This is a genomic window from Streptomyces sp. NBC_00448, from assembly GCF_036014115.1.
Classification (GTDB): Bacteria; Actinomycetota; Actinomycetes; order Streptomycetales; family Streptomycetaceae; genus Actinacidiphila.
Window position 1 is genome coordinate 7294710 of record NZ_CP107913.1, and the last position, 16071, is coordinate 7310780.

A 16071-nucleotide genomic window follows, 5' to 3' on the forward strand; every position below is an offset into this window, starting at 1 on the left:
CCACCACGGCTGCCGGCCACTGACCGTACGACCGAAGGACCCGATGACCTCCAACGCTTCCTCCTCTTCTTCGAACAACCGCCAGCGCCTCCCGGAGAGCCTTCGGGCCGACGCCCTGATGGAAGAGGACGCGGCCTGGAGCCACGAGATCGACGAGGATCGGGACGGCGACCAGTTCGACCGCTCCGACCGCGCGTCTCTGCGCCGGGTCGTCGGACTCTCCACCGAGCTGGAGGACGTCACCGAGGTCGAGTACCGGCAGCTCCGTCTGGAGCGCGTGGTGCTCGTCGGGGTGTGGACCTCCGGCACCGTCGACGACGCCGACAACTCGCTGGCCGAGCTCGCCGCCCTCGCCGAGACCGCGGGCGCCATCGTGCTGGACGGCGTGGTCCAGCGCCGCGACAAGCCGGACCCGGCCACGTACATCGGCTCCGGCAAGGCGCAGGAGCTGCGGGACATCGTCGTCGAGACCGGCGCCGACACCGTGGTCTGCGACGGTGAGCTGAGCCCCGGCCAGCTGATCCACCTCGAGGACGTCGTCAAGGTCAAGGTGGTCGACCGCACCGCGCTGATCCTGGACATCTTCGCCCAGCACGCCAAGTCCCGTGAGGGCAAGGCGCAGGTCTCGCTCGCGCAGATGCAGTACATGCTGCCGAGGCTGCGCGGCTGGGGCCAGTCGCTGTCCCGGCAGATGGGTGGCGGTGGCTCCGGCTCCTCGGGCGGCGGCATGGCCACCCGCGGACCCGGTGAGACCAAGATCGAGACCGACCGGCGGCGCATCCGCGAGAAGATGGCCAAGATGCGCCGGGAGATCGCGGAGATGAAGACCGGCCGCGACCTCAAGCGCCAGGAGCGACGGCGCCACAAGGTTCCGTCCGTGGCCATCGCCGGCTACACCAACGCGGGCAAGTCCTCGCTGCTCAACCGGCTCACCGGCGCCGGAGTCCTGGTGGAGAACGCCCTGTTCGCCACCCTGGACCCGACCGTCCGGCGCGCCGAGACGCCCAGCGGGCGGCTCTACACGCTCGCCGACACGGTCGGGTTCGTCCGGCACCTGCCGCACCACCTGGTCGAGGCGTTCCGCTCCACCATGGAGGAGGTCGGCGACGCCGACCTGATCGTGCACGTGGTGGACGGCTCGCACCCGGTGCCCGAGGAGCAACTGGCCGCGGTCCGCGAGGTGTTCCGCGACGTCGGCGCACTCCAGGTGCCGGAGATCGTGGTGGTCAACAAGGCTGACGCGGCCGACCCGCTGGTCCTCCAGCGGCTGTTGCGGGCCGAGAAGCACGCCATCGCGGTGTCCGCGCGCAGCGGGCAGGGCATCGACGAGCTTCTCGAGATCATCGACGACGCGCTGCCGCGCCCGCAGGTGGAGATCGAGGCCCTGGTGCCTTACACCCACGGCGGGTTGGTCTCCCGGGCGCATGCCAACGGCGAGGTGCTCTCCGAGGAGCACACCGGCGAAGGCACCCTGCTGCGGGTGCGGGTACACGAGGATCTGGCCGCCGAGCTGGCGCCGTTCACCCTCGCCGCCCAGCACTGACCGGAGTTCGACCGGCCACCGGGCCGAGGTTCGCCTCCTGGGCGCACAACAACGGGTAAGGGTCCGCCTCTTGGAGGCGGACCCTTACCCGTCACTGCGCTGTCACCATCACCCGGCTCAGCTGAACTTCTTGCTCACTCCGTCGTAGAGCTTCTTCGCGTCCGCGCCCAGCCGGGGCCCCGCCAGCCACGTTGCCGTGATCGGGCCGATCGAGGTGTTGCTGACCAGCCCCTGCTTGCCGTCCGGCATCGTGGCGAACCACCCGCCACCGGAGGCACCGCCGGTCATCGTGCAGCCGAGCCGGTACTCCGTCGGTGCCGAGGCGAGCAGCGACAGCCGGCCCGGCTTGCCCTGGCAGGCGTACATCCGCTGGCCGTCGTAAGGCGCCTCCGCCGGGTAACCCCATGCGCCGATGGTCTTGATCTGCGTCGTCGAGGGAGCGTCGAACCACACCGGCATCGCCGCCCCGACCGTCTCCTGCAGCGACTTGCCGCCGGAGCCCTTCGCGGGCGTCACGTGCAGCACCGCGAAGTCGTACGGCGAACCGCCGCCGCCCTCCTCGGAGCCGGAGGCGATCCACTCGTCCGAGGTGCCGGCCCAGTCCGCCCACCACACGCCGTACGGCGCGAGCTTGTCCACCCCCGCGTTCGCCAGCGCGGCCGCGCTCTGACCGGCGTCGTTGTAGTCGGGCACGAAGGCGATGTTGCGGTACCAACCTCCGCTCTTGCCCGCGTGGACGCAGTGCCCGGCCGTCCACACCAGGTTCGACTTGCCCGGGTGCGCCGGATCGTCGACCACCGTGGCCGAGCAGACCATGGGCCCCTTCGGGCTGTCGAAGAAGAGCTTGCCGACCGCCGGCGCGTTGTCGTGGTACGGCGAGCCGACCTTCCTGGCCGCCTCGGGCGCCGGCACCGGGTCGGTCTTCCCCTGGTCGGCGGGCACATCCGCGGGCACCTGCTTGTCGTCCTGACCGGCGCCCTTCATCCGGTCGTTGCTCCACAGACCGTCGATCACCGGGTTGACGAAGTCCTGGGCCTTGCGCAGCCACGACGACTTGTCCCAGTTCTTCCAGCCGCCGTCCTTGTACGCCTGTTCCCACTTCTTCAGGTCGCCGAGGCTCGTGGGCAGTGACGTAGGCAGCTTGGGCAATGTCTTCCTGGCCGCCGCGGTGGCGCTCGGCGATGTCGTCGCCTTGGCGTCGTCATTGCTCCCGGACGGCCCGCACGCGGTGGCCGCGCCCGCGAGAAGTGCCGCGGCCGCCACGGCGATCAGCGGCCTGCGTATCGATGGCATGGACGTATGTCCCCCTGATTCGTGCGTTCGTGGCTCGTGTGCTGCCTGATTCATGGACGGCACCGGACCTGTGGGCGGTTCCGCGCGGGAAAGTCGGGCGACGGCCCGTGATCGGTCGGTGACCGCGTCGTTAGTACGGATGGGGGACGGACGGAACGCCGAGCAGGAGGAGAGCACACGTGGCGGCCACTTCGAGCGTGCCGGGACAACTTACGGCACCCGACGAAGACTTCGGTGCGGGGGAGGCGATCCTGCGCAGACAGGCACAGCGCGAGTCCGCGGCGCGCACGTACGCGCGGTCGCTGCCCGTGGTGCCGGTCCGCGCCCGCGGGATGACCATCGAGGGCGCCGACGGCCGTCGCTACCTGGACTGCCTGTCAGGCGCGGGCACGCTGGCGCTCGGCCACAACCACCCGGTGGTCCTGGAGGCGGTCAGGCGGGTGCTGGACTCCGGCGCGCCCCTGCACGTCCTGGACCTCGCCACGCCCGTGAAGGACGACTTCACCACCGCCCTGTTCGAGACGCTGCCACCGGCGCTCGCCGACCACGGCCGCATCCAGTTCTGCGGCCCGGCCGGCACCGACGCGGTCGAGGCGGCCATCAAGCTCGCCCGGATCGCCACCGGCCGGACCGGCCTGCTCGCCTTCTCCGGCGCGTACCACGGCATGACCGCGGCAGCCCTCGCGGCCACCGGCGACACCGACGCGCGAGCCACCGCCGAGGCGGACGCGCGCGTCACCCGGCTGCCGTATCCGTACGACTACCGCTGCCCGTTCGGGACCGGGGGCGAGCGCGGTGCCGAGCTGTCCGCGCGGCTGACGGCCAGTCTGCTCGACGACCCCAAGGGCGGCGTGCAGCAGCCCGCGGCGATGCTGCTGGAGCCCGTCCAGGGCGAGGGCGGTGTCATCCCGGCCCCGGACTCCTGGCTGCGCCGGATGCGGGAGATCACCGCGGCCCGCGGCATCCCGCTGATCGCCGACGAGGTGCAGACCGGAGTCGGCCGCACCGGTACGTTCTGGGCGGTCGAGCGAAGCGGCATCGTGCCCGACGTGATGGTGCTGTCCAAAGCCATCGGCGGCAGCCTGCCGCTCGCGGTGATCGTCTACCGCGAGGAACTGGACGCCTGGCATCCAGGTGCCCATGCCGGCACCTTCCGCGGGAACCAACTCGCCATGGCCGCGGGCACCGCCACGATCCGCTACGTGGCGCGGAACGCGCTGCACGAGCGGGCCGAGGAGATCGGGTCCCGCATCCTGCGCCGGCTGCGCGGCCTGGCCGCCCACCACGCCTGCATCGGCGACGTGCGTGGCCGCGGCCTGATGATCGGCGTCGAACTTGTCGACACCGGCGCCGAGCCCGACGACCGCGGGGCGCTGCCCGCCGCGCCGCGTCTCGCCGCCCGCGTCCAGCAGGAGGCCCTGCGGCGCGGTCTGATCATCGAACTGGGTGGTCGGCACTCCAGCGTCGTACGGCTGCTGCCACCGCTGACGATCACCGACGAGCAGGCCGAAGCCGTACTGGACCGGCTCTCCGACGCCATCGCCGCCGCCGACGTGCCCGACGCCGGCAGCCGTGGCGGCCCCATCGGCGGGCGGGCCAAGGGGATCGACACCCTGCGCACGAGCGAGGCACAGCCGGCGGGCACCCCGTGAGGGCGACCACCGCACCGCGGGCACGCCGGCGCGCAGGACGCCGATCCCCGCTCCGCTGGGCCGGTCGGCCCCTGACCGCGCCACGACCTGGCTGCAACGGTGGGGCGCGGCAGCCGTGTCCCACCGCGTGCCACGCCGAGCCGTCGCCTCGGCGCACGGCGCCGCCGCCCCGAAGCGCACCGACCCACCAAGGCACATCACCCCCGCCCCCGTACAGCACTGCCGCACCGCCGTACCGCCGTAACGACAAGTGAGGCCCCTGGCATGACCGCACCCGTGGACCCCGCCGGCACCGACCGCCATGACACCGCCACCTCCGTGCCGCCCCAGCGGGCACGCACCCCCCGGATCGTGACCGGTCCCGACCCGCTGGCTCGCGAGGAGCCGTACGCCGTGGCCGACGCGGCCGGCACCGAGGCACTGCTGCGCTGCTGGACCCGCGAGAAGGGCCTGGCGCAGCCGGCCGACGGGCTGCTGCGGGTGCCGCTGCCGGCGGCGGGCACCGCGGCCGGTGCGGTCGTCCACCACTGGTCCGCCACCGGCCACCACCGCTTCGGGCCCGTCCGGCTCACCACGGCCGACCAGCGGCCGCTGACCGCGGTCGAACTCGCCGCGCTGCTGGCCCGGGAGAGCGGCGCCGACCCGGCGGAGGGCGCCGACCTGGTCGCAAGGGTGGCGGACTCGGTACGCCGGACCGCCGTCTTCGTCACCGCCCGGCGCGAACGCCCCGGCCACGGTGATCCCGAACTGCCGTTCCTCGACTCCGAGCAGGCGCTGATCCTCGGCCACCCGCTGCACCCGACGCCCAAGAGCCGCGACGGCCTGGGCGACGCCGAGTCGGCGGCCTACTCGCCCGAGCTGCGCGGCGCCTTCCCGCTGCACTGGTTCGCGGTGGACCGCTCGCTGCTCGCCACCGATTCGGCGTGGACCGATCGCGGCCGTCCGGTGTCCGCGCCCGACCTGCTCACGGCGCTGGCCGGACCCGGCCCTGAGCTGCCCGCCGGTACCGCACCGCTGCCGTTGCACCCGTGGCAGGCACGCGAGGTCCGCCATCGGCCGGCCGTACAGGAGCTGTTCGACGCCGGGCTGCTGCACGACCTGGGCACCCTCGGGGAGCCTTGGCACCCCACCTCGTCGGTGCGTACGGTCTACCGGTCGGGTGAACAGGTCATGTTGAAGCTGTCGCTGGCCCTGCGCATCACCAACTCCCGCCGGGAGAACCTCCGCAAGGAGCTGCTGCGCGGCACCGAGGTGCACCGGCTGCTGCGCAGCGGGCTGGCCGCCCGCTGGCACGAGGCCTATCCCCGGTTCGACATCGTTCGTGACCCCGCCTGGCTGGGCGTGGACGACAGGGACGGCCGCCCGCTGACCGGTCTTGACGTCGCCCTGCGGCACAACCCGTTCGGGCCCGGCGCGCAGGCGCACTGCGTGGCCGGACTGACCTCCCCGCGGCCCTGGCCACGACTGCCCGCACCGGCGCTGGCCTCCCGGCTCGCGGTGCTCGTCGGCCGCCTCTCCGAGCGGAGCGGACGGCCGGGGACCGCGGTCGCCACCGAGTGGTTCCTGCGCTACCTCGACGAGGTGGTCCGGCCGGCACTATGGCTGGACGGCGAGGCGGGCATCGCGCTCGAGGCGCACCAGCAGAACACCATCGTGCTGCTCGACGCCGACGGCTGGCCGCGCGGCGGCCGCTACCGCGACAACCAGGGCTACTACTTCCGCGAGTCGCACCGCGACGCCCTGGAACGCCAACTGCCCGGCATCGGCGCCCACAGCGACACCTTCGTCGCCGACGAGGTGGCCGACGAGCGCTTCGCCTACTACCTCGGCATCAACAACGTCCTCGGCCTGATCGGCGCCTTCGGGGCGCAGCGGCTCGCCGACGAGGAAGTGCTGCTCGCCGCCTTCCGCCGCTTCCTCGCGGGCGTGGCGGGCGGCTCCAGCCGCCTTCCCGAGCGACTGCTGCACAGCCCGCAACTGCGCTGCAAGGCCAACCTGCTGACCCGGCTGCACGGAATGGACGAACTCGTCGGGCCGGTCGACACCCAGTCCGTGTACGTCACCCTGCCCAACCCGCTGGCCCGCTGAGCGGCGGCACGCACCACCGCCGACCGGCCTCTACGCCCCGCCCGCGCGGCCCTTCCGCGCCCGACCGGGACAGGAAGGAGTTCCGTTGCCATCCGCCGACTCCAGTACCGAGGACACCCTCGACCTGAAACTGCCACCGGAGGTCCTCGCGCTGTTCGCGGACAGCGCCGTGGGGGAGCCGACGGGCGTCGCGGGCGGCGCGGCGGGAGCAGCCGGTGGCGTCGCGGGCGGGCTGCTCGACGGCATCGCGGCCTGGCCGGCCGCCGAGACACCGGCCGGCCCCTTCCGGCTGGTCCCGGTCGTCCCTGACCGGGACCTCGCGGTCCTCACCCGGTGGATGAACGATCCGGCAGTCGCCGAGTTCTGGGAGTTGGCCGGCGAGCAGCGGGTCACCGAGGCCCATGTGCGGGCCCAACTCGACGGCGACGGCCGCAGCGTGCCCTGCCTCGGCGTGCTCGACGGCAGTGCGATGAGCTACTGGGAGGTCTATCGCGCCGACCTCGACCCGATCGCCCGCTACTACCCGGCCCGGCCGCACGACACCGGTGTCCATCTGCTCATCGGCGGTGTCGCCGACCGTGCCCGCGGCCTGGGCGGCACGTTGCTGCGCGCGGTCTCCGACCTGGTCCTGGACCACCGCTCCGCCTGCGGCCGGGTGATCGCCGAACCGGACCTGCGCAACACCCCCTCCGTGGCGGCCTTCCTCGCCGCCGGCTTCCGGCTCTCCGCGGAGGTCGACCTGCCGGGGAAGCGCGCCGCCCTGATGATCCGCGACCGAGCCCTGCGTCACCGCGTCTGACACGGTGCCCGACCGCGTCCGGCGTTGTCCGACCGCATCCGATCGCGACCGGACGCCGCCGAGCACGCCCGACCGCGCCGGTCGTGTCCGACCGGCGGCGGCCGCTTCGCAAAGCAGCCCTTCCGTCCCGTCCGCAGGAGCCCACCGTGACGATGCCATCCCCGACCGAGTCCGGCGCCGCGTGGGAGCGCGCGGCCAGGCGGCTGCTCGCCAAGATGCTCGCCGAGTTCGCCTACGAAGACGTGATCGCGCCGCAACCCGACCCGGCGTCCGGCCCCGACACCTACCGGGTCGATGTCGCGCCCGACGTCACCTACCGCTTCCGCGCGCGCCGCGGCTCGTACGGGAGTTGGTACGTGGACGCGGGCAGCATCACCCCGACCGGGGACCCGCTGCACTTCCTCGCGCACGGCCACGACAGCGTGCTCGGGCTCAGCGGCGACACCACGGGCCACCTGATCAGGGAACTGCTCGCCACGCTGTGCGCCGATGTGCGCCTGGACGCCAACGCGCTGCCGGCCGCCGAACTCGCCGACCTCGGCTACGCCGAACTCGAGGGGCACCAGACCGGCCACCCATGGCTCGTGGCCAACAAGGGCCGTATCGGGTTCTCGGACGCCGACGCGGCGCACTGGGCGCCCGAAGCCCGCAGACGCCACCGACTGCCGTGGATCGCCGTCCACCGCGACCTCGCCGAATACCGGGGCACCGGCACCCTGAACACCTCCGACCCGCTCTACGCCGAGGAACTCGCCCCCGAGACCCTGGACACCTTCCACCGCACGATCGCCGACCACGACCGTGATCCCGCCGACTACCTGCTGCTACCCGTCCACCCCTGGCAGTGGGAACAGGTCGTCGCCCCGCTCTTCGCACCCGCGATCGCCGACGGGTCCATCATCCACCTCACCACCGACAACGACCTCCGGCTGCCGCAGCAGTCGATCCGCACGTTCCTCAACACCAGCCGGCCGCACCGCCGCACCGTCAAGCTCCCGCTGTCGGTGCTCAACACCCTGGTCTGGCGCGGCCTGCCCACCGAGCGCACGCTGGCCGCCCCCGCGGTCACCGGCTGGGTGCACACGCTGCGCGACCACGACCGGTTCCTGCGCGACGAGGCCCGGGTGATCCTGCTCGGCGAGGTGGCGTCCGTCACCGTCGCCCATCCGCAATACGACAGGATGCCCGCGGTGCCCTATCAGTACCGCGAACTGCTCGGCTGTATCTGGCGTGAGCCGCTGACCGCGTACCTCGCTCCCGGCGAGCGCGCCCGTACGCTTGCCGCCCTGCTGCACACCGACCCGGCGGGCCGCGCCTTCACGGCCGAACTCGTCGCCCGTTCCGGGCTTTCCCCGCGGGTGTGGCTGCGACACCTCTTTGCCGCGCTTCTCCCTCCTTTGCTGCACTTCCTCTACCGGTACGGCACGGTGTTCTCCCCGCACGGCGAGAACGCGATCGTCGTCTACGACGAGCACGACATCCCGGTGCGGCTGGCGGTCAAGGATTTCGTCGACGACGTGAACGTCTCCGCCCAGCCGCTGCCGGAACACGACACCATGCCGGCGGACGTCCGCGCCGTGCTGCTCACCGAGTCGCCTGAATTCCTCACCCAGTTCATCCACTCGGGCCTGTTCATCGGAGTGTTCCGCTATCTCGCGCCGTTGTGCGAGCAGCAACTCGGCGTTCCCGAAAACGAGTTCTGGGCGCTGGTACGGGAGGAGATCGTGCGCCACCAGGAGCGCTTCCCCGAACTCAAGGAGCGGTTCGCGCTGTTCGACCTCTTCGCGCCGCGGATCGCCCGGCTGTGCCTCAACCGCAACCGTCTGCACCTCGACGGGTACCGCGACCGGGCCAACCGCCCGCACGCCGCCGTGCACGGGACCGTGGCCAATCCGCTCTGCGGGCCCTGAGCGCGCTGCCTGGCGCCGAGACGCCCCGCCGGGCGCCGCTACGATCGGTCCGACGACGGCTGAGCCGACGAACGGCCCGACGGCGGGAGTGGGATGGGCGAGGAAACCGGCGGCGGGGCATGCCCGGAGTGCGGCAGCGGCGGCGCCCACCCCGGGCAACTGGTCTGCCAGGGCTGCTACGTGCCCTTCGCGCTGATGGCACCCGTCCCCGGCGCGGACCGCACGGACTCGGTGGGCTCCACGGACGCCGTGGGGCCCACCGACTCGGGGGAGACCGTGCAGCCTGCCGACGTGAGTCCCGAACCCGACGCACGCCCCGAACCCGAGCCGCACCCCGACCACACCCGGGTCATCGGCCGCCTCGCGAACACCGAGGCGGGCAACGCCAGGACCCGCAGGGACGGCCCGTCGCGCGCCCTGCGGCTGAGCTTCCCTGACGGTCAGGTCGTCGAGGTCGAACCCGGCCGGCAGGTCCGGCTGGGCCGCGAGCGGCGCCTGTGCCCCGCGGTCGGATTCCTCGCCACCCACGACAACCTGTCCCGCCTGCACGCCACCGTCAGGGTCGAGCCGGACGGCTCCGCCTCCCTCACCGACGAGGGCTCCACGAACGGCACGTACCTGCACGGCTACCGGCTCCAGCCCCACGAACCCGCGGTGCTGAACCCGGGCGACGCCATACGGCTCGCCGCCGACGTCACCGTTCGGGTGCTGCCCTGACCGCCGCATAGGAGGCCACGCACCGGGCGAGCGGATGCTCGGCGCCCAGTGCGGCGGCCGTGTCGCCCGCCAGCTCCGCGAGGCGCCTGGCCACCGAGGACGCGCCGTTGAGCCCCTCCAGCACGCGCGCCCGGCCGAAGAGCGCCGCGAAGGACGCCGGCGCCCTCTCCGCGTCATGCCGCGCCAGCTGCTGGAGCGCCTGCCAGTACCGCTGGTCGGCGTCGGCGAACCGGCCGGACATGAGCAGTCCCTCGCCTTCCTCCAGCAACGCCCACACCACATGCCGCGTCCCGCGGTCCAGGGCCGTCGGCGTATGCGGCGCGCGGCCTGGCTGCCGCAACTCCCGTAGCCGCAGCGCCACCTCGCCCGCGGTCGACGGGCGCTGTGCCGGGTCCTTGGCGAGCAGTTCGTGCACCAGGTGCGCGAGGCCGGCCGGCACCTCGGGCCGGCGCCGCTCGATCCGCTCCGGCGTCTCGTGCACATGCGCGTACGCGTATCCGACGACGTTGCCTGCGGAGAACGGCGGACCCTCGGCGAGGAGCGCGTACAGCACGCAGCCGAGGGAGTACAGGTCCGACTGCGCGGTGACCTCCCGGCCGTGCGCCTGCTCGGGCGACAGGTACGGCGGGGAGCCCAGGACGGCCTGCGGGTCCGTGTACCGGGTGCGCTGCGGGTCGCGCTGCGCCACCAGACCGAAGTCGCAGATCTTGACGGCGCCGTCGGGCAGCAGCATCAGGTTCTCCGGCTTGATGTCCCGGTGCACGAGGCCGTGCTCGTGGGCGTGCTGCAGGCCCGCGGCGATCTGGGCGCCGTAGGCGAGGACGTCGGCGACCGGGAGGCCGCCGCGGTCCAGCAGCACCTCGCCGAAGTCCCGCCCGGACAGCAGTTCCATCACCAGGAAGGGACGGCCGTCGTGCTCGCCCGCGTCATGGATGGTCGCCACGTTCGGATGGCTGAGCGCGGCGGCGGCTACGGCCTCCCGGCGGAACCGGCCCTCGCGCGCGTTGCGCTCGCCCTCGGCCCATTCGGCGCGCAAGGTCAGCACCTTTACTGCCACCCGGCGTCCCAAACCCAGATCGACGGCCGCGTACACCTGCCCGAAGCCGCCGCCGCCCAACCGCTCCTCCAGCCGGTAGCGGCCGCTGAGCAGCGTCCCGGCCCCGATCCGGTCCGGCGGTACGCCCGTCCCGCCCACTCCGCCTCCGCTCACTCGCGTGCGCCCCTCACTCACGTGCCGTTCAGTCGCGCCCAGGTGACCCGTGGGCCGGTGATCCGTGTCCCTGTGCCCCCTGCGCCGGTGACTCGTCCGTCAACCGCCACAGGTCGGACGGCAGGCCCACCATCGTCGGGTCCGCGGCCGCGGCGGCCTGCTGCGGTCCGACCGTACCGTCCGTCGCGTCGTCCTCGAACACGAACTGACGGCCGCTGGGCAGCAGTTCCAGGCGCTCGTGCAGCACGATCGCGTCCCCGCGGCGCAACTGCCAGCGCGTGCCGTGGAACAGCGGCAGCAACTCGTCCCCGGTCGGCCGCCGGCGGCGGACGCGGGTGCCGTTGGCGCTGCGCTCATCGACGACGGTCAGCCCGGTCCCGTCGTACTCCAGCAGCACATGCGTGCGGCTGACGGAATCCACCGCCTTGTCGTCGATCCAGGCGCCAAGGGCGACCCCGCCGCCCGCGGGGGCCCGGCCGACCGCGAGCGGCTCGCCGGCCGTCACCATGAAGCGGCCGCGGACCATGCCGTCCATGACCACCTTCATCTGCGCGCGGCGCGGCCGCGGCCCGGCGTCGGACAGCGGCAGTCCGTGGGTGGGGCACAGCACCCGCTTGCCCCGGCGGCGGGGAAGCGCGGTGCCCGGATGTTCGCCCGCCCCGAACAGCGGGCAGTCCGCTTGCGGGCAGCGCCAGTCCCGGCTGAGCACATCCCGGTGCGCCGACGGTGCCCAGCGCCTGAGCACCCCTGCCTCCAGCAGCAGGCCCTCCTCCTCCTTGCGCGAGATCTGCCACTCCGGCGGCACCGGCATGATCCGCGGGCGCACCACCAGCGCCCCGTCGGGGCCGAGCAGCGGGCGCAGGAAGTGGTCCCGGTCACCCGGAATCCACGGGTAGGCGCGGTGGAAGTCGAGGAAGTTGTCCGCGCTGACCACTTGCAGTTCGAGCGTGTCCGCCAGCTCCAGGATGCGGTCGTCGGCCCTGGGCAGGACCTCCAGCAGCCGGTCGCGGTACCAGCCCGCCAGGCGCTCGCGCTCCTCAGGTGTCAGGCGGCCGTCGGTCAGCAGCGAGCGGTCCGTGATGGGGTAGACCTGTACCGCTGGGTCGTGGGCGAACTCCGCCAGCGCGTCGAGCAGCGCCTCGAAGCGGCTCAGGTCCGCTGCTCTGTCACCGCCGAGGGCTGGTTCGCGGACGACGTTCGCCACGTCGATCACGTATTCCGCGGCCGAGGCATCAAGCGTCAAGCGGCTCTCGCACTGCATATGACCAGAAGCTAGCATCGCCCGACCGGGGCGGTCCCGGGAATGTCCGGGCGGTGACCGGACCGGCCGGACTCGGACCGCGCTGTCGGTGCGGCGCCGTAGGCTGGCCCTCCTATGACTGCCACCACCCCACCCGCCCTCACCGACCTGCTGCACGCCGCCGTCACCGCCGTCGGCGGGGTGGAGCGGGAAGGCCAGGTCGCCATGGCCGAAGCCGTACAGGCCGCCGTGGAAGACCAGTCCCATCTGCTCGTCCAGGCCGGCACCGGCACCGGGAAGTCGCTCGGCTACCTGGTGCCCGCCCTGGCACACGGCGAGCCCGTGGTGGTGGCCACCGCCACCCTCGCCCTCCAGCGGCAGTTGGTGGAGCGGGACCTGCCGCGCACGGTGCAGGCGCTGAAGCCGCTGCTGCGCCGCGAACCGGCGTACGCGATGCTCAAGGGCCGTTCCAACTACCTGTGCCTGCACCGTCTGCACGAAGGCGTGCCGCAGGACGACGAGGACGGCCTCTTCGACCCCTTCGAGGCCGCCGCGCCGACCAGCAAGCTCGGCAAGGACCTGCTGCGGCTGCGTGACTGGGCCGACGAGACCGAGACCGGTGACCGGGACGGACTCAGTCCCGGGGTCTCGGACCGCGCCTGGGGCCAGGTCTCGGTCACCTCCCGGGAGTGTCTGGGCGCCACCAAGTGCGCCTACGGCGCCGAGTGCTTCGCCGAGGCGGCCCGCGAGCGGGCCAAGCTCGCCGAGGTCATCGTGACCAACCACGCACTGCTGGCCATCGACGCCATCGAGGGCGCCCCGGTGCTGCCGAGCCACGAGGTGCTGATCGTCGACGAGGCGCATGAACTGGTCTCACGCGTCACGGGGGTAGCCACCGGCGAGCTGAGCCCCATCGGGGTCAACCGCGCCGTCAAGCGCGCCGCCAAACTGGTCAACGAGAAGGCCGCGGACGCCCTCCTGAGCGCCGGCGAGGGTTTCGAGCGGGTGATGGAGCTGGCCCTGCCCGGGCGGCTGGAGGAGATCCCCGAGGACCTCGCGTACGTACTTGCCGCGCTCCGCGACGCGTGCCGGTTGGTGATCACCGCGCTCGGCGAGACCCGGGACAAGTCCGTGCAGGACGAGGACGTGATCCGCAAGCAGGCCCTGGCCTCCGTCGAGCACGTCCACGAGGTCGCAGAACGCCTGGTGCAGGGCTCGGAGTACGACGTGGTGTGGTGTGAGCGGCACGACCGGTTCGGCGCGTCGCTGCGGGTGGCGCCGCTGAACGTGTCGGGCCTGCTGCGCGAGAAGCTCTTCAACGACCGCTCCGTGGTGCTCACGTCCGCCACCCTCAAGCTGGGCGGCGACTTCAACGGGGTGGCGGCCTCGCTCGGTCTGTCCCCGGAGGGCGTGAAGGCCCCGGAGGGCGAGGAGGAGGTGCCGCCCTGGAAGGGCATCGACGTCGGCTCGCCCTTCGACTACCGCAGGCAGGGAATCCTCTACGTGGCCCGGCACCTCGCGCAGCCGGGCCGGGACTCCGGCCGTGAGGACATGCTCGACGAACTCGCCGAGCTGATCGAGGCAGCCGGTGGACGCACCCTGGGGCTCTTCTCGTCGATGCGTGGCGCCCAGGCGGCCGCGGAGGCGATGCGCGGGCGGCTGGAACACCCGGTGCTGCTCCAGGGCGAGGAGACGCTGGGCGAGCTGATCCGCACCTTCGCCGAGGACGCCGGCACCTGCCTGTTCGGCACGCTGTCCTTGTGGCAGGGAGTGGATGTGCCGGGCGTGAACTGCCAGTTGGTGGTGATGGACCGGATTCCCTTCCCCCGGCCGGACGATCCGCTGATGAGCGCGCGGCAGAAGTCGGTGGAGGAGCACGGCGGAAACGGCTTCATGGCGGTCGCCGCCACCCACGCGGCGCTGCTGATGGCCCAGGGCGCGGGGCGGTTGATCCGCGCCTCCGGCGACCGCGGTGTGGTGGCCGTGCTCGACCCGCGACTGGCCACCGCGCGCTACGGAGGCTTCCTGCGCTCCTCGATGCCCGAGTTCTGGTACACCAACGACCGCAACCAGGTGCGGAAGTCGCTGGCGGCGATCGACGCAGCAGCGGCGCGGCCGGCAACCGCCGAGACGGTTGAGGCCGAGGCCTGACAGGGCCGTCGCGGCGGTGTGCAGGCCCCTGAGCGGCCCGTAGCGGTCGCGGTGGCTCCGGATACACAGATACGGCGAAGGGCCCGGCAGGCCGCCCACAGCGGCCTGCCGGGCCCTGTCCAGCCGGGTCGAGCCCGGCTCCGACAGTCGCCGAGCGCCGGGTCAGATCCGGCGCAGCACTGCCACGACCTTGCCGAGGATCGTGGCCTCGTCACCGGGGATCGGCTGGTACGCCGCGTTGTGCGGCAGCAGCCACACGTGGCCGTTGTCCCGCTTGAAGCGCTTCACGGTCGCCTCGCCGTCCAGCATCGCCGCGACGATGTCGCCGTTCTCGGCGACCGGTTGACGCCGTACGGTCACCCAGTCGCCGTCGCAGATGGCCGCCTCGATCATTGAGTCGCCGACCACCTTGAGCACGAACAGCTCGCCGTCACCGACGAGTTGGCGCGGCAGGGGGAAGACGTCCTCGACGGACTCCTCGGCGAGGATGGGACCGCCGGCCGCGATCCGGCCGACCAGCGGCACGTACGAGGCCGAGGGCTTGCCGGTGGTGTCGGTGGGCTGCGGGTGGCCCGCGTCCGACGCGCGGACCTCGTACGCGCGGGGGCGGTGCGGGTCGCGGCGCAGGAATCCCTTCCGCTCCAGCGCCATGAGCTGGTGGGCGACCGACGAGGTGCTGGACAGGCCGACGGCCTGGCCGATCTCGCGCATGGACGGCGGATATCCGCGGCGCTGCACCGAGTCCCTGATGACCTCGATGACGCGGCGCTGGCGCTCGGTCAGCCCCGAGCTGTCGGCGCGAATTCCCGGGGGCCGTCCGGGGAGGGCGCGCGCCGGCTTCGGGGTGCTGTCTTCGTTCGTCACGTCCAACGGGCCGATTCCGTCCGGGGAGCGGTCATGCTCGGGCAATGTGCCGGTGGCGCTCTCTGCGGTGGTGGTCACGGCGGCCCCTTTCGAGTTGTTCTCCACCGCATGGACTGCGGTCGGCCCGCCTCCGCGTGCGGGCAGTTAGTACAACGGTAGTGGGTTTCGAAAGGTTGCGCCAAACACACGTTCGAGTGAATTAGCGAAAATCCGCTGACGTGATCAAGGTACCGGGTGTATTGATCGAATGGAAGTTCGATTCCCGCATTGCCTCCGGCGTGGCGGTCGAGGCGCCGCCCAGTGCGCTCGCGGAGAGCGCGGACCGGGTGCGCGCATTCCGGTCGGCCCAGTGTCGCACCGGCTCGCGGAGTGCGCCCCGCGGACCCGCTCCCATACGCTCCGGCATGTCGCGAACGCCCTCCGTGGCCGTCGCGCGGCCACGACACGCGGATCGCACCCCCTGATGCGCGGGCACCAGATCTAGTGGTTGGATAGGGCCCGGCCACCACAAGTTGTGGTTTCCAAGCAGGCCCAGTGGCTTCAATGCCGCTGCGATCGCCTATGCTTGAGGCTGCTTCCGGGGCTCTGGCAGGACCTCGCGGAA

General features: G+C 72.5%; 11 protein-coding genes. 7 read left to right on the forward strand and 4 right to left on the reverse strand.

Annotation, left to right across the window (positions count from 1 at the left end; translation table 11 throughout):
• Nucleotides 1-43: 43 nt before the first annotated feature.
• Nucleotides 44-1543 carry a GTPase HflX gene (gene hflX / locus OG370_RS31505; RefSeq protein WP_328470215.1) on the forward strand — a complete coding sequence of 500 codons (1500 nt, stop codon included), beginning with the start codon at nt 44-46 and terminating at the stop codon, nt 1541-1543.
• 117 nt (nt 1544-1660) lie between these two features.
• On the opposite strand, the gene OG370_RS31510 is transcribed toward hflX, so the two are convergent.
• Nucleotides 1661-2836, reverse strand: a complete 1176-nt coding sequence (locus OG370_RS31510; RefSeq protein ID WP_328470217.1) for a trypsin-like serine peptidase — start codon at nt 2834-2836, stop codon at nt 1661-1663.
• A 179-nt stretch (nt 2837-3015) separates the two neighbouring features.
• Between OG370_RS31510 and OG370_RS31515 the strand changes: the two genes are divergently transcribed.
• The 5 genes from OG370_RS31515 to OG370_RS31535 all read left to right on the forward strand — a co-directional run bounded on the left by OG370_RS31515 (nt 3016) and on the right by OG370_RS31535 (nt 10002).
• Nucleotides 3016-4488, forward strand: a complete 1473-nt coding sequence (locus OG370_RS31515) for a diaminobutyrate--2-oxoglutarate transaminase family protein (RefSeq protein WP_443060779.1) — start codon at nt 3016-3018, stop codon at nt 4486-4488.
• Nucleotides 4489-4752: 264 nt separating this feature from the next.
• Nucleotides 4753-6576, forward strand: coding sequence for an IucA/IucC family protein (locus OG370_RS31520; RefSeq protein WP_328470219.1), 1824 nt, complete (start codon nt 4753-4755; stop codon nt 6574-6576).
• A gap of 85 nt (nt 6577-6661) precedes the next feature.
• Nucleotides 6662-7375: a GNAT family N-acetyltransferase gene (locus OG370_RS31525; RefSeq protein ID WP_328470221.1), complete on the forward strand. Its 714-nt coding sequence runs from the start codon at nt 6662-6664 to the stop codon at nt 7373-7375.
• Nucleotides 7376-7527: 152 nt separating this feature from the next.
• Nucleotides 7528-9285: an IucA/IucC family protein gene (locus OG370_RS31530; RefSeq protein WP_328474612.1), complete on the forward strand. Its 1758-nt coding sequence runs from the start codon at nt 7528-7530 to the stop codon at nt 9283-9285.
• A gap of 93 nt (nt 9286-9378) precedes the next feature.
• Complete coding sequence (locus tag OG370_RS31535) at nt 9379-10002, forward strand: FHA domain-containing protein (RefSeq protein WP_328470223.1); 624 nt, start codon at nt 9379-9381, stop codon at nt 10000-10002.
• Here OG370_RS31535 and OG370_RS31540 read toward each other — a convergent pair.
• Together OG370_RS31540 and OG370_RS31545 are read right to left on the reverse strand one after the other, a co-directional pair.
• Nucleotides 9980-11212, reverse strand: a complete 1233-nt coding sequence (locus tag OG370_RS31540) for a serine/threonine-protein kinase (protein WP_328470225.1) — start codon at nt 11210-11212, stop codon at nt 9980-9982. The two genes, OG370_RS31535 and OG370_RS31540, sit on opposite strands and share 23 nt — an antisense overlap.
• Nucleotides 11213-11240: 28 nt before the next feature.
• Nucleotides 11241-12455, reverse strand: coding sequence for an FHA domain-containing protein (locus OG370_RS31545; RefSeq protein WP_328470226.1), 1215 nt, complete (start codon nt 12453-12455; stop codon nt 11241-11243).
• Between the two features lie 132 nt (nt 12456-12587).
• Here OG370_RS31545 and OG370_RS31550 point away from each other — a divergent pair, with 132 nt between their 5' ends.
• On the forward strand, nt 12588-14603 hold the full coding sequence (locus OG370_RS31550; RefSeq protein ID WP_328470228.1) for an ATP-dependent DNA helicase: 2016 nt from the start codon (nt 12588-12590) through the stop codon (nt 14601-14603).
• A gap of 162 nt (nt 14604-14765) precedes the next feature.
• Here OG370_RS31550 and lexA read toward each other — a convergent pair whose 3' ends face one another.
• On the reverse strand, nt 14766-15545 hold the full coding sequence (gene lexA, locus OG370_RS31555; protein WP_328470230.1) for a transcriptional repressor LexA: 780 nt from the start codon (nt 15543-15545) through the stop codon (nt 14766-14768).
• Nucleotides 15546-16071 lie beyond the last annotated feature (526 nt).